25 protein-coding genes, 1 rRNA gene and 1 riboswitch are annotated in these 24225 nt (G+C 28.8%); all 26 genes read left to right on the forward strand.

The genetic code is table 11. The features are described from left to right. Nucleotides 1–79 (forward strand): 5S ribosomal RNA (gene rrf, locus QOZ84_RS15840); the annotation flags it as partial. Between the two features lie 114 nt (nucleotides 80–193). Continuing rightward, nucleotides 194–1429 (forward strand): glutamyl-tRNA reductase, encoded by a 1236-nt coding sequence (hemA, locus tag QOZ84_RS15845; RefSeq protein WP_284133872.1) that lies wholly within the window; start codon nucleotides 194–196, stop codon nucleotides 1427–1429. 18 nt (nucleotides 1430–1447) lie between these two features. Beyond that, a complete protein-coding gene (gene hemL / locus QOZ84_RS15850) occupies nucleotides 1448–2743 on the forward strand; it encodes a glutamate-1-semialdehyde 2,1-aminomutase (RefSeq protein ID WP_284133873.1) in 1296 nt (431 codons plus the stop codon). Nucleotides 2744–2767: 24 nt separating this feature from the next. Further along, nucleotides 2768–3814 carry a nicotinate-nucleotide--dimethylbenzimidazole phosphoribosyltransferase gene (gene cobT, locus QOZ84_RS15855; RefSeq protein WP_284133874.1) on the forward strand — a complete coding sequence of 349 codons (1047 nt, stop codon included), beginning with the start codon at nucleotides 2768–2770 and terminating at the stop codon, nucleotides 3812–3814. A gap of 23 nt (nucleotides 3815–3837) precedes the next feature. Then, nucleotides 3838–4398, forward strand: a complete 561-nt coding sequence (gene cobU, locus QOZ84_RS15860) for a bifunctional adenosylcobinamide kinase/adenosylcobinamide-phosphate guanylyltransferase (RefSeq protein WP_284133875.1) — start codon at nucleotides 3838–3840, stop codon at nucleotides 4396–4398. 3 nt (nucleotides 4399–4401) lie between these two features. Next, the gene (gene cobS / locus QOZ84_RS15865) at nucleotides 4402–5166 is read left to right on the forward strand and encodes an adenosylcobinamide-GDP ribazoletransferase (RefSeq protein ID WP_284133876.1); all 765 of its coding nucleotides are present in this window, start codon (nucleotides 4402–4404) and stop codon (nucleotides 5164–5166) included. 18 nt (nucleotides 5167–5184) lie between these two features. Further along, the gene (locus tag QOZ84_RS15870; protein ID WP_284133877.1) at nucleotides 5185–5787 is read left to right on the forward strand and encodes a histidine phosphatase family protein; all 603 of its coding nucleotides are present in this window, start codon (nucleotides 5185–5187) and stop codon (nucleotides 5785–5787) included. 12 nt (nucleotides 5788–5799) lie between these two features. Continuing rightward, nucleotides 5800–5972, forward strand: a riboswitch (cobalamin riboswitch). A gap of 113 nt (nucleotides 5973–6085) precedes the next feature. Beyond that, nucleotides 6086–7621: a cobyric acid synthase gene (locus QOZ84_RS15875; RefSeq protein WP_284133895.1), complete on the forward strand. Its 1536-nt coding sequence runs from the start codon at nucleotides 6086–6088 to the stop codon at nucleotides 7619–7621. Nucleotides 7622–7643: 22 nt separating this feature from the next. Beyond that, nucleotides 7644–9008 (forward strand): cobyrinate a,c-diamide synthase, encoded by a 1365-nt coding sequence (locus QOZ84_RS15880; RefSeq protein ID WP_284133878.1) that lies wholly within the window; start codon nucleotides 7644–7646, stop codon nucleotides 9006–9008. A 1-nt stretch (nucleotide 9009) separates the two neighbouring features. Continuing rightward, nucleotides 9010–9954 (forward strand): adenosylcobinamide-phosphate synthase CbiB, encoded by a 945-nt coding sequence (gene cbiB, locus QOZ84_RS15885; RefSeq protein WP_284133879.1) that lies wholly within the window; start codon nucleotides 9010–9012, stop codon nucleotides 9952–9954. A gap of 54 nt (nucleotides 9955–10008) precedes the next feature. Continuing rightward, entirely contained in the window at nucleotides 10009–11079 is a 1071-nt protein-coding gene (locus QOZ84_RS15890; RefSeq protein ID WP_284133880.1) for a pyridoxal phosphate-dependent aminotransferase, read from the forward strand. Nucleotide 11080: 1 nt separating this feature from the next. Beyond that, nucleotides 11081–11980, forward strand: coding sequence for a GHMP family kinase ATP-binding protein (locus QOZ84_RS15895; protein WP_284133881.1), 900 nt, complete (start codon nucleotides 11081–11083; stop codon nucleotides 11978–11980). Then, complete coding sequence (locus QOZ84_RS15900; protein ID WP_284133882.1) at nucleotides 11956–12588, forward strand: cobalt-precorrin-8 methylmutase; 633 nt, start codon at nucleotides 11956–11958, stop codon at nucleotides 12586–12588. The genes QOZ84_RS15895 and QOZ84_RS15900 overlap by 25 nt, the downstream gene beginning before the upstream one ends. 8 nt (nucleotides 12589–12596) lie before the next feature. Further along, nucleotides 12597–13745 (forward strand): cobalt-precorrin-5B (C(1))-methyltransferase CbiD, encoded by a 1149-nt coding sequence (cbiD, locus tag QOZ84_RS15905; protein ID WP_284133883.1) that lies wholly within the window; start codon nucleotides 12597–12599, stop codon nucleotides 13743–13745. Continuing rightward, nucleotides 13742–14350, forward strand: coding sequence for a cobalt-precorrin-7 (C(5))-methyltransferase (locus QOZ84_RS15910; RefSeq protein ID WP_284133884.1), 609 nt, complete (start codon nucleotides 13742–13744; stop codon nucleotides 14348–14350). The genes cbiD and QOZ84_RS15910 overlap by 4 nt, the downstream gene beginning before the upstream one ends. 28 nt (nucleotides 14351–14378) lie before the next feature. Further along, entirely contained in the window at nucleotides 14379–14939 is a 561-nt protein-coding gene (locus QOZ84_RS15915; protein ID WP_284133885.1) for a decarboxylating cobalt-precorrin-6B (C(15))-methyltransferase, read from the forward strand. 4 nt (nucleotides 14940–14943) lie between these two features. Further along, entirely contained in the window at nucleotides 14944–15696 is a 753-nt protein-coding gene (locus tag QOZ84_RS15920) for a cobalt-precorrin-4 methyltransferase (protein ID WP_026900028.1), read from the forward strand. Further along, nucleotides 15680–16741 (forward strand): cobalt-precorrin 5A hydrolase, encoded by a 1062-nt coding sequence (gene cbiG, locus QOZ84_RS15925; protein ID WP_284133886.1) that lies wholly within the window; start codon nucleotides 15680–15682, stop codon nucleotides 16739–16741. Before QOZ84_RS15920 ends, cbiG begins: the two co-directional genes overlap by 17 nt. After that, nucleotides 16738–17463, forward strand: coding sequence for a precorrin-3B C(17)-methyltransferase (gene cobJ, locus QOZ84_RS15930; RefSeq protein WP_284133887.1), 726 nt, complete (start codon nucleotides 16738–16740; stop codon nucleotides 17461–17463). Before cbiG ends, cobJ begins: the two co-directional genes overlap by 4 nt. Further along, nucleotides 17460–18209 (forward strand): cobalt-precorrin-6A reductase, encoded by a 750-nt coding sequence (locus QOZ84_RS15935; RefSeq protein ID WP_284133888.1) that lies wholly within the window; start codon nucleotides 17460–17462, stop codon nucleotides 18207–18209. The genes cobJ and QOZ84_RS15935 overlap by 4 nt, the downstream gene beginning before the upstream one ends. A 21-nt stretch (nucleotides 18210–18230) precedes the next feature. Further along, the gene (locus QOZ84_RS15940) at nucleotides 18231–19019 is read left to right on the forward strand and encodes a sirohydrochlorin cobaltochelatase (RefSeq protein WP_284133889.1); all 789 of its coding nucleotides are present in this window, start codon (nucleotides 18231–18233) and stop codon (nucleotides 19017–19019) included. A gap of 28 nt (nucleotides 19020–19047) precedes the next feature. After that, entirely contained in the window at nucleotides 19048–19767 is a 720-nt protein-coding gene (locus tag QOZ84_RS15945; RefSeq protein WP_284133890.1) for a cobalt-factor II C(20)-methyltransferase, read from the forward strand. Between the two features lie 31 nt (nucleotides 19768–19798). Further along, a complete protein-coding gene (hemC, locus tag QOZ84_RS15950; protein WP_284133891.1) occupies nucleotides 19799–20800 on the forward strand; it encodes a hydroxymethylbilane synthase in 1002 nt (333 codons plus the stop codon). Continuing rightward, the gene (gene cobA, locus QOZ84_RS15955) at nucleotides 20790–22298 is read left to right on the forward strand and encodes a uroporphyrinogen-III C-methyltransferase (RefSeq protein WP_284133892.1); all 1509 of its coding nucleotides are present in this window, start codon (nucleotides 20790–20792) and stop codon (nucleotides 22296–22298) included. Before hemC ends, cobA begins: the two co-directional genes overlap by 11 nt. An 85-nt stretch (nucleotides 22299–22383) precedes the next feature. Beyond that, the gene (hemB, locus tag QOZ84_RS15960) at nucleotides 22384–23361 is read left to right on the forward strand and encodes a porphobilinogen synthase (protein ID WP_284133893.1); all 978 of its coding nucleotides are present in this window, start codon (nucleotides 22384–22386) and stop codon (nucleotides 23359–23361) included. A gap of 117 nt (nucleotides 23362–23478) precedes the next feature. Next, nucleotides 23479–24057: a precorrin-2 dehydrogenase/sirohydrochlorin ferrochelatase family protein gene (locus QOZ84_RS15965; protein WP_284133894.1), complete on the forward strand. Its 579-nt coding sequence runs from the start codon at nucleotides 23479–23481 to the stop codon at nucleotides 24055–24057. The last annotated feature ends 168 nt before the right edge of the window (nucleotides 24058–24225 follow it).

A 24225-nucleotide genomic window follows, 5' to 3' on the forward strand; every position in this document is an offset into this window, starting at 1 on the left:
TCCGAACACAGAAGTTAAGCTCTTTAGCGCTGATGGTACTTGGTGGGCAACTGCCTGGGAGAGTAAGACGTAGCCACGTAATCTTTTTTTTGCGTTCAAAAATATATTATTAGTTCTAAATTTACAAAGTTTAGATGTAGATGTATACTATAAATGTAAACATAAAAAACTTAATATAGTTTGGAGGATATCAATGAATATAGGGGTTGTAGGCGTAAATCATAATTTAGCTCCAATAAGTGTAAGAGAAGGAGTTTCTTTTACGGATTTACAGAAAATAGAGGCTATAAATTATTTATTAGACAAAGAGATAGAAGAGGTTGTTATATTATCGACTTGTAATAGAAGTGAGATTTATATTCAATCAAAAGATATTAAAGAAAAAATAAAAATGATAGAACAATTCTATGAAAGCTTCTTTGAATGTCCTGATGTAAGTAACTACTTATTTACAAAATCAGGTAGAGAGGCTATAGAACATATTTATAATGTTACATCAGGATTAGATTCTATAGTATTAGGAGAAGACCAAATACTAGGGCAAGTAAAAGATGCTCATGTTTTTTCTATGCAATTAGGTTCTAGTAAAAAGATATTTAATAAATTATTTAGAGAAGCAATAACTACAGCAAAAAACATGAAAAGTACAACAAAAATATCACAGCAACCATTATCTATAAGCTATATCGGGGTAAAGTTTTTAGAAAAGAGGTTAGGTGAATTAGAGGGTAAGAATGCTTTAGTTATAGGCGTAGGAAAAATGAGCAAGTTAACCATGAAACATTTAGAAGAAGAAAAGGTTAACACAATATATGTGTCAAATCGAAGTCATGGTAAGATAAAAGAAATACAACATGAATATAAAAATATTGTTCCGATTGAATATAAAGACAGATATAAAGTACTTAATGATGTGGATATGGTAATAAGTGCTACAGCGTCTCCTCATATGGTAATTAAATATGAAGAAATGCCTAAACTTCAAAAACAAGTTTATATGATGGATATAGCTCTTCCAAGAGATATAGATCCAAAAATAAATGATATAGAAAATGCAGAAGTTTATGATATAGATGACTTAAAGAAAATTCATGATGAAAACAATGAAAGAAGAAAAGAATTAGCTAACATAGGGTATGAGATGATAAACGAAAGTATTGATGAGTTTTTAGAATGGGTAGATTCAACACATATAGATCCAACTATTGAGTCATTAAATGATAAATGTTTAGAAATAAGAGAAGATACTTTAGAGTACATATTTAGAAAATTAAATTTAGATACTAGAGAGAAAAAAGTCATAGATAAGATGATGACATCTGCACTTAAAAGGCTTATAAGAGAGCCTATAATTAATTTAAAGCAAACCAAAGATAAAGGTAAGCGCGAAGAATACATGAAATTAGTTGAAGAGTTATTTGAACTTTAGACCTTAGGAGGTATACATATGAAAAATGAAAAATCACTAAAGATATATGAAGAAGCAGTAAAGTATATACCAGGAGGGGTTAACAGTCCTGTTAGAGCGTTTAAATCAGTAGGTTTAGATCCTATTTTTATAGACAGAGCTCATGGAAGTAGAATATATGATGTAGATGGAAATGAATACATAGATTATATTTGTTCTTGGGGTCCACTTATGTTAGGACATAGTCCAAAAGAAATAGTACAAGGTATTGAAGAAGTAGTAGCTAAAGGAACAAGTTATGGAGTGCCTACAGAAATAGAAGTAGATATGGCAAAAATAATAGTAGAGGCTTATCCTGCAATAGATCAAGTTCGTATGGTTAACTCTGGAACCGAAGCGACAATGAGTGCTTTAAGAGTAGCTAGAGCGTACACAAATAGAAATAAAATATTAAAATTTGAAGGATGTTACCACGGACATTCAGATGCCCTATTAGTTAAATCAGGATCTGGAACAATTACATACGGAGTACCTACAAGTCCAGGAGTACCAGATGATGTTGTTAAAGATACTTTAGTATGTAGATATAATGATTTAGATGCAGTAAGAGAAATATTCAAAAACCAAGGTCATGAAATAGCTGCAATAATAGTAGAAACAGTAGCAGGTAACATGGGTGTAGTTTCTGGGACACAAGAGTTTTTACAATTATTAAGAGATATAACTAAAGAGTACAACACTGTTTTAATATTTGATGAAGTAATAACTGGATTTAGATTAAATTACAGCAGTTCAATTGGATACTTTGGAATAAAGCCAGACATGGTTTGCTTTGGAAAAATAATAGGAGCAGGACTTCCAGTTGGAGCTTATGGTGGAACTAAAGAAATAATGAGTATGGTATCTCCTGTGGGACCTGTTTATCAAGCTGGAACATTATCAGGTAATCCACTAGCTATGTATATGGGTAAAAAGAACTTAGAAATACTAAGAGACAATCCTCAAATATATTTAGAATTAGAAGAAAAAGCTAAAAGATTAGAAGCAGGACTAAGAAATAATATAGAAAAATTAGGATTAAATTATACTATAAATAGAGCTGGTTCATTAGTTTGTTTATTCTTTGCAAAAGGTCCTATAAATAATTATGATGATGTAACTAAATGTGATGTTGATAAATTTAATAAATACTTTAAAGAATTAATAAATAAAGGAATTCTTTTAGCTCCGACTCAGTTTGAAGCAATGTTTTTATCAAATGCTCACAAGAATGAAGATATTGATTATACTATAAACGCTAGTTACGAAGCATTAAAAGCAGCACACAATCTTTAAGAATGTTAATGAGAGGGAAATTACATGAATTTACTAGAAAATATATCAAAGAATATATATTCATTAGATGAAAAATATATTAATAAAGCAAAAGAAAGATTAGACAAACTTATAAAGCCTGTTGGCAGCCTTGGTAAGATAGAAGACATTTGTATGCAATTAGCAGGAATATATGGAAGTGAAAAATTTGATACGTCTAAAAAAGCAATAATAGCTTTTGCAGGAGATCATGGAGTTTATGAGGAAGGTGTAGCACCAGACCCTCAAAACATAACATATCTTCAATTTCCTAATTTTGCAAAAGGATTATGTGGAGTAGGAACATTAAGTAAATTTGTAGGTGCTGATGTAGTAGCAGTAGATGTAGGTATAAATTGTGACCATAAATTAGACGGTGTTCTAGATTATAAAATTAGAAAAGGAACATCAAATATGGCTAAAGGACCTGCTATGAGTAGAGAAGAAGCCATAAAATGTTTAGAAATTGGTATAGAAGTGGCAGAAGATTGTATAGAAAAAGGATATAAAGTTATAGGTATTGGAGAAATGGGAATATGTAATACTACTCCAAGTAGTGCCATAATATCAGTAATAGGCGATTGTGATCCTTTAGAAGTAACTGGAATAGGAGCAGGATTAAAGAAAGAAAGAGTAGCACACAAAGCTAGCGTAATAAGAAAGTCTATAGAATTAAATAATCCAAATCCAAATGATGCTATAGATATATTATCTAAAGTTGGAGGATTTGAAATAGGTGCTATGGCAGGTGTTGTATTGGGATGTAGCGCAAACAGAATACCTGTAGTCTTAGATGGATTTATATCTTATGCAGCAGCATTATTAGCATATAAGATAAACCCTAAATGTAGAGAGTATATGATAGCATCTCACTTATCAGCAGAACCAGGAACTCAAAAATCTTTAGAAATAATAAATCTGAGTCCTGTACTTAATATGGATATGAGACTAGGTGAAGGTAGTGGAGCAGCTTTAGCATTTAATATAATAGAAGCATCTAACTATACATATCAAAATATGGCTACATACGATGAAGTAGATCTAGGAAAATAGGTATCTAAGATAGGAGAAATAAAATGAGCAAAGTTATATTGGTAACAGGTGGAGCAAGATCTGGTAAAAGTAATTTTGCAGAACAATTATGTATAAATAGAAATAATGAGACTGCATATATAGCAACATCAGTACCTTTTGATGATGAATTAAAAGATAGAGTAAAAAAACATAAAGAAAGTAGACCTCAAAACTGGAATACTTACGAAATATACAAAGATATTTATTCTATAATTGAAGAAATATCTAAAAAACACAAAACGGTTATATTAGATTGTGTAACATTATTGGTTAATAATTTAATGTTCACACATGAAATAGATATAGATAAAGCGAATCAAGATCAAATAAATAACGTAGAGATGTACATAAAAGATCAAGTTACTAAATTAATTGAAGAAATAAAAAAAACAGATTTATATTTTGTTGTAGTGACTAATGAACTAGGAATGGCAGTTGTTCCTGATAACAAACTAAGCAGAGTATACACAGATATTGTAGGTAGAATAAATCAATGCATAGCATCACAAAGTGATGAAGTATATTTTGTAGTAAGTGGTATACCTATGAAGATAAAGGGGTAGATTATGAAAAGATTTATAGCAATACTTCAATTTATGACTAGGATACCTATAAATGTAGATGTAGGAATTGATGATGATTTTCATAAATCATTAACGTATTTTCCATTAGTTGGACTTGTATTAGGAGTATTATTGTTCTTAGTTGGAACGGTATCAATGATAATATTTGACCCATTTATAACATCTATAATTATTACGTTAGCATCAGTATTACTTACAGGAGGCCTTCATATTGATGGACTAGGAGATACTTTTGATGCTATATACAGTTATAGAGATAAAGAAAAAATGCTAGAGATAATGAAAGATTCTAGATTAGGAACAAATTCACTTTTAGCTATAACGTTTGTAATATTACTTAAAATTGGGTTTATATATAGTGTTGTAAATGCAGGATGTATGTGGATGATAATATTTATGCCAGTTATAGGTAGATTGGGAGTACTAAGATTAACTTATAAAACAGTATCACCAAGAGCTAAAGGTATGGGAAATATGTTCATAGGAAAATGTAGCACAAACATGTTTATAAGCGCTATATTATACACAATAGCAATGATATTATTAATATCAAAATTTATATTTTTAAGTAAATTCGAAATTATAATAAGAATACTTGGGTCTATAATAGTTGTTATTTTATTTAATCAGATATTTAAAAATCATATATATAAAAAAATTGATGGAGTAACAGGAGATATACTAGGATGTAGTATAGAACTTGGAGAAGTTATATATTTACTTTACATATACTTTATAATAGGTTAATCTTAAAGAGGTGAGACTATGACAAAATTAATTTTAGTAAGACACGCATTGACTACTGATAATCAAGATAACAAATTATCTGGACATATAGATAGTGTTGTAAGTGAGATAGGTAAAAAACAAATTGATAAGCTTACAACTTATTTGGAAAAAGTAGATATAGATAAAATTTATACTACTACATCATCAAGAACTAAAGATACAGTACAAAAGATAGCAAATTTAAAAAAAATAAATATAATACAAAAAGAAGCATTAAAGGAAATTAGCTTTGGAGATTTTGAAGGTATAACCTTTGAAAAAATAAAAAAAAATCACCCAAAAGAGTTTCAAGATATGATAGATAAAGGATACGAATATAAATACCCTAATGGAGAAAGCTTGATAGACTCCTATAACAGGGTGGCAAATGAAATAAGTGAAATAATTATTGATAATAAAGATAAGACAATACTTATATGTTCTCATGGAGGAACAATAAGAAATATAATAACTTACCTTATATCAAATAGTTATGAGTACCACTGGAATTTTAAGATTGATAATGCATCAGTTACAATTTTAGAGGTAGAAAATGGTTTTACTGTTGTAAATACTATGAATAATACTAGTTTTATTTAGCCTTTAAAAATCGAATATTAGATTAAAATAGGTTCTTATAGATTAAAAGGGAAAAAGGTTAAATACCTTTGCAGCCCCCGCTACTGTAAAACTGACGAAACTATAAATGCCACTGTCGCTTGACGGGAAGGTATAGGAGTAGGATGAAGTTGAGCCAGGATACCTGCCTAATTTAATTGACTAATGAGATCTTCGGGGTGAAGGTTTTTATTTGATACATTATAAAATAAAAGACCTAACTCTAGATAGAGTTGGGTCTTTTTTAATATTAGAAAATTTAGATAAAGGGTGTGAAATTATGGGTAAAAAAATAATGTTACAAGGTACTGCATCTAATGTTGGAAAAAGCGTTTTAACAGCTGGTTTATGTAGAGTATTTAAACAAGATGGTTATAGTGTTGCACCATTCAAATCTCAAAATATGGCATTAAATTCTTTTATAACAAAAGAAGGCCTTGAAATGGGAAGGGCTCAAGTATTTCAAGCTGAAGCAGCAGGAATAGAGCCAGTAGCAGATATGAACCCTATATTATTAAAACCATCTGGAAACCATAGATGCCAAGTAATAGTAAGGGGAAAAGTAAGAGAAGATATGTCTTCATCGGACTATCATACATATAAGCCTGAGTTATCAAAAGAATTGAAAACTATATTTGAAAAATTTAGTAATAATCACGATATAGTAGTTATGGAAGGTGCTGGAAGTAGTGCTGAAATAAATTTAAGAGAACATGATATTGCTAATATGGGAATGGCAGAAATAGCAGATGCACCTGTAATAATAGTAGGGGATATAGATAGAGGAGGAGTATTTGCTTCTTTAGCAGGTACGATGCTTCTACTAAGCGAAGAAGAAAGAAAAAGAGTAAAGGGAGTAATAATAAATAAATTTAGAGGAAGAAAAGAACTTTTATATGATGGAGTTAAGATGCTTGAAGAAATAATAAAAGTTCCTGTACTTGGGGTTATTCCTTATAGTGATATAAAAATAGAAGATGAAGATAGTGTAACAACTAAATTCAAAACTAAAATGGATAAAAATGATGTACATATTGAAATAATTAGAACACCACATATGTCTAATTTTACAGATTTTAATATATTTGAAACACAAGAAGACGTTAGTATCAGATATGTTGATTATGGAGAGGTGTTAGGAAATCCTGATATGGTAATAATACCGGGAAGTAAAAGTACAATAGATGACTTAAAATACATAAGAGAAAATGGGATAGAACAGCAAATAAAAGAATTACAAAAAAGAGGTAAATTAATATTTGGTATCTGCGGGGGTTATCAAATGTTAGGTAATAAACTTAAAGACCCGTATCATGTAGAAGGTGAAGTAGATGAATTTGATGGAATTGGACTTTTAGATAATGAAACTACTTTTGAAAAAGAAAAAGTAACAACTCAAGTAGAAGCTACAATACATGATGGGCTTAGCGGATATATGGCTAATCTTGGAGGAAAAAAAGTAAAAGGTTATGAAATACATATGGGGAAAAGCAAAATCGGTGAAAATGTAAATGATCTAAACATGATTAATAAAAAACTAGAAGAAAATGTTAATTATGCAGAAGGAAGTGTAAACAAAGAAGGTAATGTAGTAGGAACTTATCTTCACGGTATATTTGATGATATTGATTTTACAAGAGGCATATTAAACAACATAAGAACTCAAAAGGGATTAGAAAAGATACAAAGTAGGGTAACTTCATTTGATGAATTTAAACAAAAAGAATACGACAAATTAGCAGATTTATTAAGAGAACATTTAGATATAGAAAAAATTTATAAGATAATGGAAGATCATGAAAATACAAAAAAATAAATTTAAATAGTAGGGGATATTTATGAGAAAAATTTTGATTGCAGGAACTAATAGTGGAGTAGGAAAGACAACTATATCCTTAGGAATTATGCAAGCTCTTACAAAAAGAAATATGAAAGTCCAGCCGTATAAAGTTGGACCTGACTATATAGATCCTTCGTATCATACGTTTATAACTAATCGATACTCAAGAAACTTAGATTCATATATGTTAGATGATGAAAAAATAAAATATGTATTTAATAAATCATCACAAGATGCAGACATATCAATAGTTGAAGGTGTAATGGGGCTGTTTGATGGTATAGGAATAGATTTAGATAATTGCACTAGTTCTCATACGTCTAAAATTTTAAAAGCACCAGTTATATTAGTCATAAACGGTAAAGCTATGGCAGCATCTAGTGCAGCTATGGTACTTGGATATAAACAAATTGATAAAGATGTAGATATAAAAGGTGTAATAGTTAATAATGTTAAAACTAAAACTCATTATGAAATAATAAAACAATCAATAGAAACATATTGTGATGTAGAAGTTTTGGGATATTTTCCTCCTAATGATGAATTTTCACTAGACTCAAGACATTTAGGACTAGTACCTAGTGTAGAAATAGATTGTTTAAAAACTAAATTTGATAATTTAGCAGATGAAATAGAAAAGTATATAGATATAGATAGAATACTAGAAATATCACAAACCGAAGAAGTTGAAAGTAACTTTAATTTATTACCTTTTATAAAAGAAAATAAATTGGAAAATAAAACAATAGCTATAGCATATGACAAAGCTTTTAATTTTTACTATAGAGAAAATATAGAGTTACTACAAGAGTTAGGACTAAATATAAAATACTTTAGTCCCTTAGAAGATAAAGAAGTTGCAAATTGTGATTATATATATATTGGTGGAGGTTTCCCAGAAATATTTGCTCAAGAACTAGAGATTAATGAAAGTATGAGACAATCTATAAAAAAAGCTCATGAAAATAATATACCTATATACGCTGAATGCGGTGGGTTAATGTATTTAGGAGAAAAACTTGTAGATCAAGAAAATAAAGAATGCAATATGGTAGGGATATTTAAAGGATATAGCGAGATGACATCTTCTTTAAAAAGATTTGGGTATTGTTATGGAATATCTAAAGTAGAAACTATTTTATCTAAAAAAGGTGAAATGATAAAAGGTCATGAGTTTCATCACTCAGTTTTTCAAACTAAAGAAGAATGTGCTTATACAATGAGAAAAGAAAGAGATAAAAAAATAGTTGATGAATGGGAAGGTGGATATAGCAAAAATAATACTTTAGCTACTTATCTACACACACATTTTTATAATAACTTAGATTGTATAAAGAATTTTTTAGAAAAAGGAAATAAGTAATATGAATATACTATCTATTTACATAGGTTACGTAATGGATTTAATTATAGGAGATCCATATTCTTTTCCTCATCCAGTTAGGTACATTGGAAAACTTATAAGAACAACTGAAAATAAAATAAGAAAAATAGCTAAAACTGATAAAAATTTAAAAATAGGTGGATTTGTATTATGGTTTGTTACAGTAGGAATAACTTACTTAGTTACATATTTAACAGTTAAATTAAGTAGTTTTGTTCCAGGTGGTTTTTTAATAGCAAATTCAATTTTAATTTACACAACACTTGCTACTAAATGTTTAAAAGATGAGGCTGTAAAAATATATAAAGTGTTAAAAAGCAAAGATATAGAAAAATCTAGAATTCAATTATCTTATATAGTAGGAAGAGATACTACAAGTTTAGATGAAGGTGAAATAATTAGAGCAACAGTAGAAACAGTAGCAGAAAATACTGTTGATGGAATAATTGCACCAATGTTTTACGCTTTTATAGGTGGAGCACCACTTGCAATGGCTTATAAAGCTATAAATACACTAGATTCTACTGTAGGATATAAAAATGAAAAGTATATGAATTTGGGGTTTGCATCAGCTAAAATTGATGACATTGCAAATTATATACCTGCTAGAATTTCTGTTTTATTAATGACAATAGGAAGTTTGATATTAGGATATGATTATAAAAGTTGTTTTAAAATTTCAATTAGAGATAGAAAAAATCATAAAAGTCCAAACTGTGCATATCCAGAAGGTGCAGTTGCAGGAGCCTTAGGAGTACAATTAGGTGGAACTAATATATACTTTGGTAAAGAAGTGCATAAGCCAACTATAGGAGATAAAATCAGGAAAATTGAGATAGAAGATATAGTTAGAACAAATAAGATAATGTATGCTACTTCAATTACTTCAATATTAATATTTACAGCATTGTTTATAGTTTTATAAAAATTTACATTGGCAGATTCACGATATAGTGAGTTTATTTGAGGGGTGAGATATATGAAAGACTTAGGGCATGGTGCTAATGTAGAATATATAGCAAAATTGTACGATAAAAATCCAAAAGACATAATAGATTTTAGTTCAAATATAAATCCAAAAGTAATACCAAATTTAGAAAAATACATATTAGAAGGATTAGAAGAGTGTAGAAGTTACCCAGATATAAATTACACTAATTTAAAAAATAATATATCGAAATATATAAATGTAAAATCGGATTTTATAATACCTGGCAATGGAGCTACAGAGATAATCTACTTATTAATGAAAAGTATAGGAAAGAAAATAGCTATATTAAATCCTACTTTTTCAGAATATGAAAGAAGTGCTAAATTAAGTGGATTAGAAGTTATAAATTTAGCGTTAGATGAAAAAAATCAGTTTGGTATAGATTTAGATTATATAAAAGCAAATATAGAAAAATTTGATAGTTTATTTGTATGTAATCCTAATAATCCAAATGGTAAAGTTAAAGATTTAAAAAAATTACTAGATTTAATGAAATCAAACAATAAATTACTTATAGTAGATGAAACTTTTATGGAATTTGTGGGAGATGAAGAAAAATATAGTTTAGTAAAGTCCATAGATAAATATGAAAATCTATTTATACTAAAAGCTGTCACAAAATTTTTTGGAATGCCAGGATTAAGACTTGGATATGGATTAACTAGTAACAAAGAAATAATAGAGAAAATTTATAACTACAAAGAACCATGGACAATAAATTCTTTTGCAGATACTTTGTCTAACTATATTTTTACAGATAAAAAATATATAAAAGATAGCAAAGACTACTATATAAATGAACGAAAATATATGTTACAAGAGTTAAGAAACATAAAGAACATAGTAGTATATGATAGCGATACGAATTTTTTACTAATTAGACTTAATACTAAGAGGGCAAATGAAATAAAAGTCGAATTATTAATAAAAGGGAATATTCTTGTAAGAGATGCATCGAATTTTATATGTTTAGATGATAGTTATATAAGAATAGCTATAAAATCTCATGAAGAAAATAAAATCCTTATAAAATATATGAAAGATTTATTAGGAGATTAATATGAAAAATTATGGCATTTGTCCAGCGTCTTGCGGAGAGTTTGTTCAAGGAATGGTGGACAATGATGAATACTTGAGTTCATATACAATAGATATGTATTCAACAGCAATAGTTGAAGAAAGATTAAAAAATATACAAAGAGGACCAAGTAAATCTAGAAAAGCAGTAGAAGCTGTTTTTGATAGATTTAATATACCGATTAAGGAAAGTAAAAATATTTCATTAAATATTAAAAGTGAAATACCAGTGGGAAAAGGTATGGCAAGTTCAACAGCAGATATAGGGGCTACTATAGTTGCTACACTAGGACTATTAAAACAAAGTTTAAGCAGTGAAGAAATATCTAAACTAGCATCTACGATAGAACCAACAGATTCTATATATATAGAAAAAAACAGTATTTTCAACCCCTTAAATGGTGACGTAATAAAGTATTTAGGCAACATTAAAAACTCTAGAGTTGTAGTTTTAGAACCTAAAAAGACCTTAAACACAATGAAGATTAGAAGCTTACCAAATTACAAAGAAATTAAAATACAAAATAAAGAAATTATAAAAAATGCATTTCAACTTTTAGAAGAAGGGATGAAAGATAATGATTTATATAGTATTGGAAAAGCTTGCACTCTTAGTAGTTTAGCCAATGAAAATATAGATAAAAAAGAAGGATTAAAAGAAATTATAGAAATATCACAAAATTATGGTGCATACGGGGTAAATATTGCTCATAGTGGTACAGTTGTTGGAATTTTAATAGACAAGTGTATGAATGATGCTAGATTGATAGAATTATTAAAACAAGCTAATTTAGATGTAGTTTACAATAAAATGTACGCCTTAGATATTATAGATGGTGGAATCAGGAGGGAATTACAATGCAATACATCAAAAATCCTATGATGATAGAAGAAACAAGTTTTGTAATGATACAAGAGATAATAGATGAGATAAGACCAAATTATGAATTTAAAAATTTAGTAGAAGAAAAAATAATAAAGCGCTGTATACATACAACTGCAGATTTTGAATACTTAGATATACTTAAAATATCAGATACTGTAGTAGAAAATATAGTAGATGCACTTAAAAATAATGCAACTATATATACAGATACAAATATGGCTTTAAGCGGAATAAATAAAAAGAGATTAGAAGCTTTAGAATGCAAGTATAAATGTTTAGTAGCTGATGAAGAAACTGCAAAGCTAGCTAAGGAAAAAGCTATAACTCGTTCAATGGCAGCAGTTGAAATAGCATCTAAAGAACCTGGAAGAAAAATATTTGTACTTGGAAATGCTCCAACAGCACTATATAAAGTTATGGAAATGAGAAATTCTAAAGAACTTAGTGTAGATGCAATAGTAGGAGTTCCAGTTGGATTTGTAGGAGCAGCAGAATCTAAAGATGAATTAGAAAAAACTGATATACCTTACATAATATCAAAAGGAAGAAAAGGTGGAAGTAACTTAGCAGCAGCCATAGTTAATGCTATTTTATACACTATGTAGGTAATGATATGGAAGAGTATGTATATATAGACGGGAAAAAATATAGAAGAGGCTATACTACTGGTTCTTGTGCTACGGGTGCAGCAAAAGCAGCAACTCAGATGCTATTAACTAAAAGCAAAATAGATACTGTAAATATAGATACTCCGAAAGGTATCCCTCTAACATTAAAAATTGAAAACATAAATATGAGTGACGATTATGTAGAATGTTCAATACAAAAAGATGGTGGAGATGATATTGATGCCACTCATACTATGCATATCTATGCTAGAGCAGAACTTGTAAAACAACAAGGATCTGAAGACATATTAGTTTGTGGCGGAGATGGTATAGGAGTTGTAACTAGAAAAGGATTAAGTGTAGAAGTTGGAAAGCATGCTATAAATCCAGTTCCTATGAAAATGATAAAAAGTGAAGTAAATAAAGTTATAGGCAGTGATATAGAATTAATTTTAGGAAAAGGTATTTCACTAAAAATAACTATATTTGCTCCAAGAGGAAGTGAAATAGCTAAAAAAACTTTTAATCCAAGACTTGGTATAGTTGGAGGAATATCTATTTTAGGAACTACTGGAATAGTTGAGCCTATGAGTGATGAGGGATGGAAAAAATCTTTATCAATAGAACTTCAAATGAAAAAAGAACAAGGTCTAGATAAAATAATCTTAGTACCAGGAAATCATGGGGAACAATTTATAAGAGAAAACTTAAAATTAGATATGAAATATGTTATAAGAACTAGCAATTTTATAGGATACATGTTAAAAGAAGCTCAACGAATGGGATATAAAAAAATACTTATGGCAGGTCATATAGGTAAATTTATAAAAATATCAGCAGGAATATTTAATACTCATAGTAAGATAGCAGATGCTAGGAGTGAAATATTAGTATCTAATTTAGCAATGATGAAAGCTCCTTACGAGCTTTTAGAAAAAATAAGTAAATGCTTAACTGCAGAAGAAGCAGTTGAAATAATAGATAATAGTGATTATAAAGAATTCTATGATTTAGTAAGTAATAAATGTAAATTCAAAGTTGATCAGTATTTATGTGATGACGAAATAGAAGTAGAAGTTATGATGTTTTCTATGGACAAAACTTTATTGGGAAAATCAGATAACACATATCATTTAGTGGAGGTGTTTAGATGATAAATGTAATAGGATTAGGTCCAGGAAATAGCGATTATATAACTAAGTTAGGCGAAACTTTAATAAAAGATTCTGATGTATTAATCGGAGGAAAAAGAAACTTAGAATCTATAAAAGATTTTAAAGGTGAAAAGATAGAGTTAGCATCTAATTTAAAAGAGATAGTACGCTACATAAATGATAATAAAGAAAAGCAAATATCTGTAATAGCTTCAGGTGATCCATTTATATATGGAATAGGAAAGTATTTGTCACAAAATATTGAACCTGAAAACCTAAATGTAGTATGTGGAATTAGTTCTTTGCAATATATATTTTCAAAAGTACATGTTGATATGAATGATTTATATATAACAAGTAGCCATGGAAAAACCCCTGACTTTGATTATGTATTATCTCACAAAAAAGTATGTATGGTTACAGATAAAAACATAGGGCCAAAAGAAATTTGCAAAGAAATTATAAAACGAAGCTTAAGTAAAACTGTTATTGTGGGAGAAAATCTATCTTATCACAATGAAAAAATAAGTATAGGAAAACCACAAGATATATTAAAAATAGATAATTTTGATATGTGCGTAGTAGTATTGCTAGAAGATTATTAAAAGTCATAACAATTGATGGGGATTACATATGAAAAATAGTGAATTCATAACAGGAAAAGTACCTATAACAAAAGAAGAAGTGAGAGCTATATCTATAATGAAATTAGATTTAGTAAATGCTAAAAAATTTGTAGATGTAGGAGCAGGTACAGGAAGCGTAAGTATAGAAGCGGCTTACAATTATCCAAACTTAGAAGTTGTTTCTATAGAAAGAAATGATGATGCACTAGACTTAATAAATAAAAATGTTGAAAAATTCAACTTAAACAATGTAGATGTAATAAAGGGATATGCACCGATAGAATTAAATAGAAATGTTGATGCAGTATTTCTTGGAGGTACAGGTAATAATTTAAGTGAAATATTACTTTGGTCAAAAGATATGCTTATTGAAGGTGGAAGATTAGTAGCAAATTTTATAATAGTAGAAACTTTTAATGAAACTTTAAAACTACTAAGAGAATATGGATTTAAGAATATAGATGTTTCAGTGTTAAACGTGTCTAAGTTAGAAAAGCTGGGAAGAGGCGAATATTTTAAACCTCTAAACCCAATTTATATAATATCTTGTGAAAAAGGGGAAAATTAATATGATGAATAAAGTACATTTTGTAGGAGCAGGACCAGGAGACAAAGAATTAATAACTCTTAAAGGATATAAACTTTTAAGCGATGCTGATGTAGTTATATATGCAGGGTCATTAGTTAACCCAGAACTTTTAGAATACTGTAAAGAAGGATGTGAAATACACAATAGTGCTCATATGGATTTACAAGAAATAATAGAAGTAATGGAAAAAGGAATAAAAGAAAATAAATCTGTTGTAAGATTACAAACAGGAGATTTCTCTATATATGGTTCGATAAGAGAGCAAGTAGAAGATTTACATAAATTAGAGATAGGCTACGATTGTACACCGGGAGTTAGCTCATTCTTAGGAGCTGCATCATCATTAGGCGTAGAATACACAGTTCCAGAAATATCTCAAAGTGTAATAATAACAAGAATGGAAGGAAGAACTCCAGTACCATCTAAAGAATCGATAGAGTCATATGCAGCTCATCAAACTTCTATGGCAATATTCTTATCAGTACAAGATATACAAAAGGTTGTAGAGAGACTTAATGAAGGTGGATATCCAATGAATACGCCAATAGCTGTTGTATATAAAGCTACTTGGGCTGATGAAAAAATAGTAAAAGGTACATTAGAAGATATAGCAGTAAAAGTAAAAGAAAATGGTATAACAAAAACAGCTTTAATATTAGTTGGTCAATTCTTAGGTAAAGAATATAATAATTCGAAGTTATACGATAAGGACTTCAAACATGAATACAGAAGCTAAGATTTGTTTAGTTTGTATAACTGAAAATGGTAAAAAGTTAGCATTAAAGATAAATAATCTTATAGAAAATAGTCATGTTTACATAGTAAGTAATAAAAATAATAACTTAAATATAGATAATGAAAAAGAAAATGTATTTTTAGTTAAAGATAAATTGAGTGTGCTAGTAGAGAATTTATTTAAAGAATATCAATATATTATTTTTATAATGGCAACTGGAATTGTAGTTAGAGTTATAGCACCATACATAAATAGTAAATTTAGTGATCCAGCAATACTTGTTACTGATGAAAAAGGAAGCAATATAATTAGTTTGTTAAGTGGTCATATGGGTGGAGCTAACGAAATGACATTACATATAAGTAAATTAATAAATTCAAATCCAGTTATAACTACGGCAACAGATGTAAATAAAAAATCTTCATTGGACATGATAGCTAAGAAACTAGATGCTCATATAGATGATTTTAGAGAAAATGTAAAAGATGTAAATGCAATGCTTGTCAACAATCAAGAAGTTGGAATATATATAGATGGTGATTACGATATAGATACTAGAGGGTTTAAAGTTTTAAATAGTATTGAAAATATAGATGACCTAGAAAAAGTAGTTATAGTAACTAATAAAAAAGAAATTACTAAAAACAACTCAGTTATAAAAGTGATTCCAAGAAATTTAGTAGTAGGCATAGGATGCAGAAGAAATACTGATAGCTTATTGTTACAAGAGTCTTTAAACGATTTGCTACATCAATATAACATAGATATTAAAAGTATTAAGCAAATTGGAAGCATAGATATAAAGCATGATGAAAAAGCAATTATAGATTTAGCATCATACTTAGGTGTAGAATTTATAACTGTTTGTGCTAAGGATATATCTAAAGTCGATTGTCTGTTTGATAAATCAGAATTTGTAAAGAAAAATGTAGGTGTATATTGTGTTGCAGAACCTGTAACTCATATACTTAGCAATGGAAATTTAATAATAGAAAAGCATAAATATAGAGGAATAACAATTTCGGTGGGGAGAGTGTCAAAATGATATATGTTATAGGTATAGGACCTGGAAGCAAAGAATTAATGACGATTCAATCAATAAAAGCTATGGAAGATGCTGAAGTTATCGTAGGATACAAAACTTATATAAACTTAGTAACTGAGTTTATTAAAGATAAAGAAGTAGTTCAAAATGGAATGAGACAAGAAATAGATAGATGTAAGGAAGCTGTCGAGATAGCTAAAACTGGTAAAAAAGTTGCGGTTATAAGTAGTGGAGATGCTGGAATTTATGGAATGGCAGGGCTAATATTAGAACTTACTTCTAAAGAAGAACAAAATATAGAAGTTAAAGTTATTCCTGGAGTTACAGCAAGTATAGGTGCAGCAGCAATATTAGGTGCTCCAATAATGCATGATTTTTGCCATATAAGTTTAAGTGATTTATTAACTCCTTGGGATGTTATAGAAAAAAGATTAAGATTAGCAGCAGATGCTGACTTTGTTATTTGTTTGTATAATCCAAGAAGTAAAGGAAGAAGTGAACATTTAGCTAAGGCTTTTGAAATAATGGGTCAATTTAAAGACAAAAGTACTCCTGTTGGAATAGTTAAAGATGTAGGAAGAGAAAAAGAAGAAAAATTTGTATGTACTTTTGATACTATGGATTTTGAAAGAGTTGATATGACTACTATGGTTATAATAGGAAACAAATCTACATTCATACATGATGATTTAATGATAACACCAAGAGGATATACTGTATGATTTTAGTTTTAGGTGGAACATCTGACAGTTTAGATATATGTGACAAAATAAATAAATATAAAAATTTATCATATATACTTTCCGTAACAACAAGTTACGGAGAGAATCTTGCGACTAAACATGCGAAAAAAGTCATAAATGGTAGATTATCTGAAACTGAAATGATGGATTTTATAAATGAAAATAATATAAAAAAAATTATAGATGCTACTCACCCTTATGCAATAGAAGTATCTAAAAATGCTATAAAGTGTGCAAAGCAAAAAAATATAGATTACTTAAGATATGAAAGAAAGTCTTTGATTGAGCAAATAACTTATAAAAATAAATATATAGTAAGTAATATAGAAGAGGCTTGTAAAATTGCAAGGCAAAAAGGGAAAAACATATTTATAGGTACAGGAAGCAAAAACTTGCCGCAAATAGTAGAGTGTATACCTGATAGAAACTTAATTGCAAGAGTTTTACCAACTACTGAAGTTATATTAGGTTGTGAAAAATTAGGATTAAATGCAGATAACATAATAGCAATGAAAGGTCCCTTTAGTCAAAATATAAATGAAGAATTTTATAAGCATTACAATATTGATATTGTGATAACTAAAGAAAGTGGCATTGCGGGTGGATTTTTAGAAAAAGTAGATGCTTGTGAAAGTCTAGATATACCAGTGATAATTATAAGTAGAGAAAAAGTAAATTATCCTAAAGTTATAAACGACATAGATGAGATAGAAAAAATATTATAATTTAAACAAGGCGGATAGAATATGAAAAAAGCAATTTTAGTAGTAAGTTTTGGAACGAGCTATAAAGAAACTAGAGAAAAGACAATAGAAGCTTGCGAGAAAAAAATAAATAATGGGTTAGAAGGTTATGATTTTCACAGAGCTTATACTTCTAATATGATAATAAGAAAATTGAAAAATAGAGATGGAATAAATATAGAAAACCCAATAGAAGCTTTAGATAGATTATACAAAGAAGGTTATGAAGAAGTTGTAGTTCAAACACTTCATATAATATGTGGAGAAGAATTCAATAAATTAAAAGAACAAGTGGATGCTTATAAAGATAAATTTGAAACTATTATATTAGGTAGACCATTATTAACATATATAGATGATTATAAAGAAGCAGTAGAAGCTATACAATATCAAATTCCTACTATGGAAAGTGATGAAGCCGTGGTATTTATGGGGCATGGAACATTCCATGAATCACATTCTGCATACCCAACACTAGAATATATGCTAAGAGATAGTGGTATAAATGCTTATGTTGGAACAGTTGAAGGTTATCCAGAATTAGATAATGTAATAAAAAAATTAAAAGCAGATAATATAAAAACAGTAAATTTAATGCCTTTTATGTTAGTAGCAGGGGATCATGCTATAAATGATATGGCAGGAGATGAAGAAGATTCATGGAAAACAATCTTAGAAGAACAAGGGTTTAATACTAAGATACATCTAAAAGGTTTAGGCGAAAATCATCATATACAAAACAAATTTATGAATCATGCTTATGATTGTTTACAAAAATTAAATCAAATATAATTCTTTTAACAAACAGGAGGAAAATGAAATGGCAAAATTTTATGGAATAGGGACAGGCCCTGGAGATAGTTCGTTATTAACAATAAAGGCAGTGGAAACACTACAAAATTTAGATATATTATATACACCAGAAGCTAAAAAAGGTGGGGAAAGTTTAGCTTTATCTATAGTAGGCAAGTATTTACCAGATAAATTAGAAATAAAATCAAGACATTTTCCAATGAGCTTTAATGATGGAGAAAAAATAGTAGCTTGGAATAAAGTAGCAGATGAAATAGTAGCAGATGTAAAAGAAGGTAAAAATGTAGGATTTGTTACATTAGGAGACCCTATGATATATAGCACTTATGTTTATATAATGGAAAGACTTATAGGAAGTATAGATGTAGAAACTATACCAGGAATATCTTCATTTTCTAATATAGCTTCAAATCAAAACTTCCCACTAGTAATGGATAAAGAGCCATTAATAATAATACCTTGTACAATAGATGAAGAAAAAATAGATTATGCACTAGAAAATTATAGTTCTATAGTTTTGATGAAAGTTTATAAAAATTTCAAAGAAATAGTATCGAAATTAGAAAAAAATGATCTTATAGACTATGCAATATTGGTAAGCAACTCGTCTCAAGATGGGGAAGTGGTATATAATGATTTAAGAGATATAAATCTTGAAGATAAGATATCATATTTCTCAACTATATTAGTTAACAAAGAAATAAAAAAGACAGTTAAAGTAGGATAAGCAAACGGAAAGTCTAAAGGAGATTTGAGCCATGAAAATAGTAGTTGGAACTAGGGGGAGCAAATTAGCGGTTACTCAGACAAATTGGGTAATAGATAAACTTAAGAAAAACCATCCTAGCATTGAATTTGAAGTTAAGATTATAAAAACTAAAGGTGATTTAATACAAAACGTAAGTTTAGATAAAATAGGTGACAAAGGCTTATTTGTAAAAGAAATAGAACAACAATTGATAGATGGAAAAATAGATGTGGCAATTCATAGTATGAAAGATATGCCATCATCTCTTCCTGACAATTTGAAATTTGCAGGTGTTCCTAAAAGAGAAGATCCAAGAGATGTTCTTATATTAAGAGAAGGATACAATAATTTAGAAGATTTGCCTCAAGGGGCTATTATAGGAACAGGAAGTAAAAGAAGAAAATATCAATTATTAAATCATAGACCTGATTTAAATATAGTTTCTATAAGGGGAAATGTAGATACTAGAATAAAAAAAATAAAAGATGAGAACTTAGATGGAGTAATACTAGCAGCAGCAGGTATATTAAGAGTAGGTTTAGAGCATAAAATAAGTTGCTATCTTTCACCTGATATAATGATACCAGCACCAGCACAAGGAGCATTAGCAATAGAAATAAGAAAAGACAATATAGAAGTAGAAGAAGTTATAAATTCACTAAGAGATGAAATTACAGAAATTGAAGTTGCTGCTGAAAGAGGATTTTTAGATGGAGTAAATGGAAGTTGCCATATTCCTATGGGGGCATACTGCCAAATAGAAGAAGATAAATTAAATCTTACAGGACTATTTGGGGATGAAGAAGGTAACGTATTGATTATAAAATCAATACAAGGAGATATAAATTCACCAAGAGATTTAGGAATTCGACTAGCAAATATAATCTTAAAAGAGTACGATAGCTTTGAAGATCAAATAGCTGCGGATATAGAGATATTAGACCAAGATAGCAACTATGATGAGATATCATCGAAACTAGTTTTAAAGGAGTATGATAGCTATGAAGGGTAAAGTTTATTTAGTTGGAGCAGGGCCTGGAGATTATAAGTTATTAACACTAAAAGGATTAGAATGTATAAAGAAAGCTGACGTTATAGTTTACGATAGATTAGCAAATAGTAATTATTTAAAAGAAGCTAAACTTAATTGTGAATTTATATATGTAGGAAAAGCATCTAGCAACCATGTGCTTCCTCAGGATGATATAAATAGAGTAATTGCAGATAAAGCAAAAGAAGGAAAAATAGTTACAAGACTTAAAGGTGGAGACCCTTATGTATTTGGAAGAGGTGGAGAAGAAGGAGAAGTTTTAGTATCTGAAGGTATAGATTTTGAAGTAGTACCTGGAATAACTTCTGCAATAGGTGGGCTGTGTTATGCAGGAATACCGATAACTCATAGAGATCATGCATCTTCCTTCCATGTAATAACTGGACATCTAAGAGATGATGATAAAGAAAATCCAGAAATAAATTGGAATGCATTAGCTAATACAAAAGGAACTTTGGTATTTTTAATGGGTGTAGCTAACTTACAAAAGATTAGTGAAAACTTAATAGTAGAAGGTAAAAGTAAAGAAACACCAGTAGCACTTATAAGCTGGGCAACTAGATACAACCAAAGAGTAATAACTTCTACATTAGAAGATGTATACGAAACGGCAATAAGAGAGAATGTAAAACCACCAACACTTATAGCAGTTGGTGATGTAGTAGGTTTGAGAGAAAAATTGAACTTCTTTGAAAATAAACCGTTGTTTGGAAAAAGTATAATGGTTACTAGATCTAGAACTCAAAGTAGTAGTTTAGTAGAAAAAATAATGGACTTAGGTGGGAACCCTATAGAAGTTCCTACTATAAAAATAGATAAAATAGAAAATAACATAGAATTAGAAAATGAAATAAAAAATATAAAAGATTATACATATTTAGTTCTTACTAGTAAAAATGGAGTAGACATATTCTTTGATAAATTAGACGAAATGAATCTTGATAGTAGAGCGCTAGCGAACTTAAAGGTATGCGCCATAGGGTCTGCTACAGCTAATGAAATAAAAAATAGAGGAATTAAGGCAGACATAATTCCACAAAAATTTATAGCAGAGTATTTATTTGAAGAATTAAAACCTATTTTAAAATCAAGTGACAAAGTATTAATGCCAAGAGCTAAAAATGCTAGAGATTTTTTAGTAGATAAAATAGGAGAAATATGTGAAGTTAAAGAAATACATACATATGAAACTGTAGTAGATCCTACTAGAAAAGAAGAGGTTTTAGATGTTTTAAATCAAGGTGAAACTGATTATATAACTTTTGCAAGTTCATCTACAGTAAGAAACTTTGTAGAAATTATAGGAAAAGAAAACTTAGACAAATTAGAAAACATTAAAGTTATATCTATAGGACCTGTAACAACACAAACAGCAAAAGAACTAAACTTAAAAGTTTATAAAGAAGCAGATGTTGCAACTATAGATGGTATGATTAGTACAATTATAAAAGATAGTTAATTATTAAAAAATAACATAAATACCTGTTAAACTTAGGAAAGCTATGATTTAATAGGAACTTATATATGCATATGGAGGAAGCCAGATGTTAAGAAGACCTAGAAGATTAAGAGCCAATAGGGCAATAAGAAACTTAGTAAGAGAAACGAAGTTAAATGTAGAAGATTTAATCTATCCTTTATTTATAGTAGAAGGAGAAAATATAAAAAGTGAAATATCATCTTTACCAGATGTATATCATTTTTCAGTAGATATGTTAGAAGATGAGATAAAAGAATTAGTAGAATTAGGAATAGAACATGTACTACTATTTGGTATACCTCATGACCATGAAAAAGATCCATTTGGAAGTGAAGGTTATAACGATAATGGTATAGTTCAAAGAGCTATTAGAAAAATAAAAGAAATAGACAGTAATATGAACGTAATTACAGATGTATGTATGTGTGAATATACTAATCATGGCCACTGTGGAATATTAACAGAAAGCGGATACGTAGATAATGACAAAACATTAGAGTATTTAGCAAAAATAGCAGTAAGTCATGTAAAAGCTGGAGCAGATATGGTAGCTCCTTCTGATATGATGGATGGAAGAATAAAAGCTATGAGAGAAGCTTTAGATAGTGAAGGGTTTGAACATATAGCTATAATGTCATATAGTGTTAAATATGCATCTACTTTCTATGGCCCATTTAGAGAAGCTGCTAATTCAGCGCCATCATTTGGAGATAGAAAAACATATCAAATGGATCCTGCAAATAGCGATGAAGCATTAATAGAATCAGAACTTGATATATTAGAAGGTGCTGACATATTAATGGTAAAGCCAGCATTATCTTATTTAGATGTAATAAGAAGAGTAAAAGATAACTATGATTTACCATTAGCAGCATATAGTGTTAGTGGAGAATATGCTATGCTTAAATCTGCAGTTAAAAATGGAATATTAAGTGAAGGCGCTATATATGAATCTACAATGTCTATAAAAAGAGCTGGAGCTGATATAATAATAACTTACTTTGCTAAGGATTTAGCTAAAATGTTAAAAAATAATATGTAATTAAAAATTTACAGGGGAGTAACTAATGTTACTCTCTTTATAGTACACGGAAATATAAAACTTATATTGAAAATGGTATAATAAAAGATGACTTATAAAAAAGGGGATGATAAATAAATGTTATATCCAGTTAATATAGAATTACAAGATTTAGAAATTACAATAATAGGTGGAGGAGAAGTTGCATATAGAAAATGTATAAATTTCTTACGCTTTGAAAAAACTTTAAAAGTAGTATCTAATAACTTTATAGATAAATTTGATGAATTAAAAGGTAAAATAAAAATCATAAAGGATACATATAAAGAAGAATATATAAAAAATAGCTTTATAGTGGTAGCTGCAACTAATGATAAAGAAGTAAACAAAATTATAGGAATATATTGTAGAGAGAATGGTAAACTAGTTAATGTTGTAGATGATATTAAGCTATCAAACTTCACGGTTCCCTCATATATAAAAAGAGGAGATTTGCTTATTAGTGTGTCTACAGGAGGGAAAAGTCCATCATTATCATCTAGGATAAAAAAAGAATTAGAAGAAACATATGATGACAGTTATGAAGAATATATAAACCTTTTAGGTAAAATGAGAAAAGAAATTATAAATAATAATGAGGACATATCATTAAGAAAAAAGAAGCTTAATGAACTTATAAATTTAAACTTAGAAGAATTAAAATTATTAGTAAAATAATATATATAAAAAATATTATAAAAAACTTTAAAAAAAGTATTGACGAAATATATTTGCGATGGTATAGTTATACTTGTCCTTAAGAAAAGGGACAAAACGAAATTGAAAATGAACTTTGAAAATTAAACAGTAGGTTAATTTATAGAATTTGAAACAAACGAAACATAA

Origin of the sequence: Romboutsia sedimentorum (assembly GCF_030131845.1) — a bacterium.
GTDB lineage: Bacteria > Bacillota > Clostridia > Peptostreptococcales > Peptostreptococcaceae > Romboutsia_D > Romboutsia_D sedimentorum.

Excerpts from the sequence above, each read along its gene's own strand:
- hemA (WP_284133872.1), top strand. The coding sequence starts at position 194 with ATGAATATAGGGGTTGTAGGCGTAAATCATAATTTAGCTCCAATAAGT.
- hemL (WP_284133873.1), top strand. The coding sequence starts at position 1,448 with ATGAAAAATGAAAAATCACTAAAGATATATGAAGAAGCAGTAAAGTAT.
- QOZ84_RS15940 (WP_284133889.1), top strand. The coding sequence starts at position 18,231 with ATGAAAAAAGCAATTTTAGTAGTAAGTTTTGGAACGAGCTATAAAGAA.
- QOZ84_RS15890 (WP_284133880.1), top strand. The coding sequence starts at position 10,009 with ATGAAAGACTTAGGGCATGGTGCTAATGTAGAATATATAGCAAAATTG.
- QOZ84_RS15945 (WP_284133890.1), top strand. The coding sequence starts at position 19,048 with ATGGCAAAATTTTATGGAATAGGGACAGGCCCTGGAGATAGTTCGTTA.
- cobT (WP_284133874.1), top strand. The coding sequence starts at position 2,768 with ATGAATTTACTAGAAAATATATCAAAGAATATATATTCATTAGATGAA.
- QOZ84_RS15895 (WP_284133881.1), top strand. The coding sequence starts at position 11,081 with ATGAAAAATTATGGCATTTGTCCAGCGTCTTGCGGAGAGTTTGTTCAA.
- QOZ84_RS15915 (WP_284133885.1), top strand. The coding sequence starts at position 14,379 with ATGAAAAATAGTGAATTCATAACAGGAAAAGTACCTATAACAAAAGAA.
- QOZ84_RS15875 (WP_284133895.1), top strand. The coding sequence starts at position 6,086 with ATGGGTAAAAAAATAATGTTACAAGGTACTGCATCTAATGTTGGAAAA.
- cobA (WP_284133892.1), top strand. The coding sequence starts at position 20,790 with ATGAAGGGTAAAGTTTATTTAGTTGGAGCAGGGCCTGGAGATTATAAG.
- cobJ (WP_284133887.1), top strand. The coding sequence starts at position 16,738 with ATGATATATGTTATAGGTATAGGACCTGGAAGCAAAGAATTAATGACG.
- cbiB (WP_284133879.1), top strand. The coding sequence starts at position 9,010 with ATGAATATACTATCTATTTACATAGGTTACGTAATGGATTTAATTATA.
- hemB (WP_284133893.1), top strand. The coding sequence starts at position 22,384 with ATGTTAAGAAGACCTAGAAGATTAAGAGCCAATAGGGCAATAAGAAAC.
- cobS (WP_284133876.1), top strand. The coding sequence starts at position 4,402 with ATGAAAAGATTTATAGCAATACTTCAATTTATGACTAGGATACCTATA.
- QOZ84_RS15900 (WP_284133882.1), top strand. The coding sequence starts at position 11,956 with ATGCAATACATCAAAAATCCTATGATGATAGAAGAAACAAGTTTTGTA.
- QOZ84_RS15920 (WP_026900028.1), top strand. The coding sequence starts at position 14,944 with ATGAATAAAGTACATTTTGTAGGAGCAGGACCAGGAGACAAAGAATTA.
- QOZ84_RS15965 (WP_284133894.1), top strand. The coding sequence starts at position 23,479 with ATGTTATATCCAGTTAATATAGAATTACAAGATTTAGAAATTACAATA.
- QOZ84_RS15910 (WP_284133884.1), top strand. The coding sequence starts at position 13,742 with ATGATAAATGTAATAGGATTAGGTCCAGGAAATAGCGATTATATAACT.
- cbiG (WP_284133886.1), top strand. The coding sequence starts at position 15,680 with ATGAATACAGAAGCTAAGATTTGTTTAGTTTGTATAACTGAAAATGGT.
- hemC (WP_284133891.1), top strand. The coding sequence starts at position 19,799 with ATGAAAATAGTAGTTGGAACTAGGGGGAGCAAATTAGCGGTTACTCAG.
- QOZ84_RS15870 (WP_284133877.1), top strand. The coding sequence starts at position 5,185 with ATGACAAAATTAATTTTAGTAAGACACGCATTGACTACTGATAATCAA.
- QOZ84_RS15880 (WP_284133878.1), top strand. The coding sequence starts at position 7,644 with ATGAGAAAAATTTTGATTGCAGGAACTAATAGTGGAGTAGGAAAGACA.
- cbiD (WP_284133883.1), top strand. The coding sequence starts at position 12,597 with ATGGAAGAGTATGTATATATAGACGGGAAAAAATATAGAAGAGGCTAT.
- cobU (WP_284133875.1), top strand. The coding sequence starts at position 3,838 with ATGAGCAAAGTTATATTGGTAACAGGTGGAGCAAGATCTGGTAAAAGT.
- QOZ84_RS15935 (WP_284133888.1), top strand. The coding sequence starts at position 17,460 with ATGATTTTAGTTTTAGGTGGAACATCTGACAGTTTAGATATATGTGAC.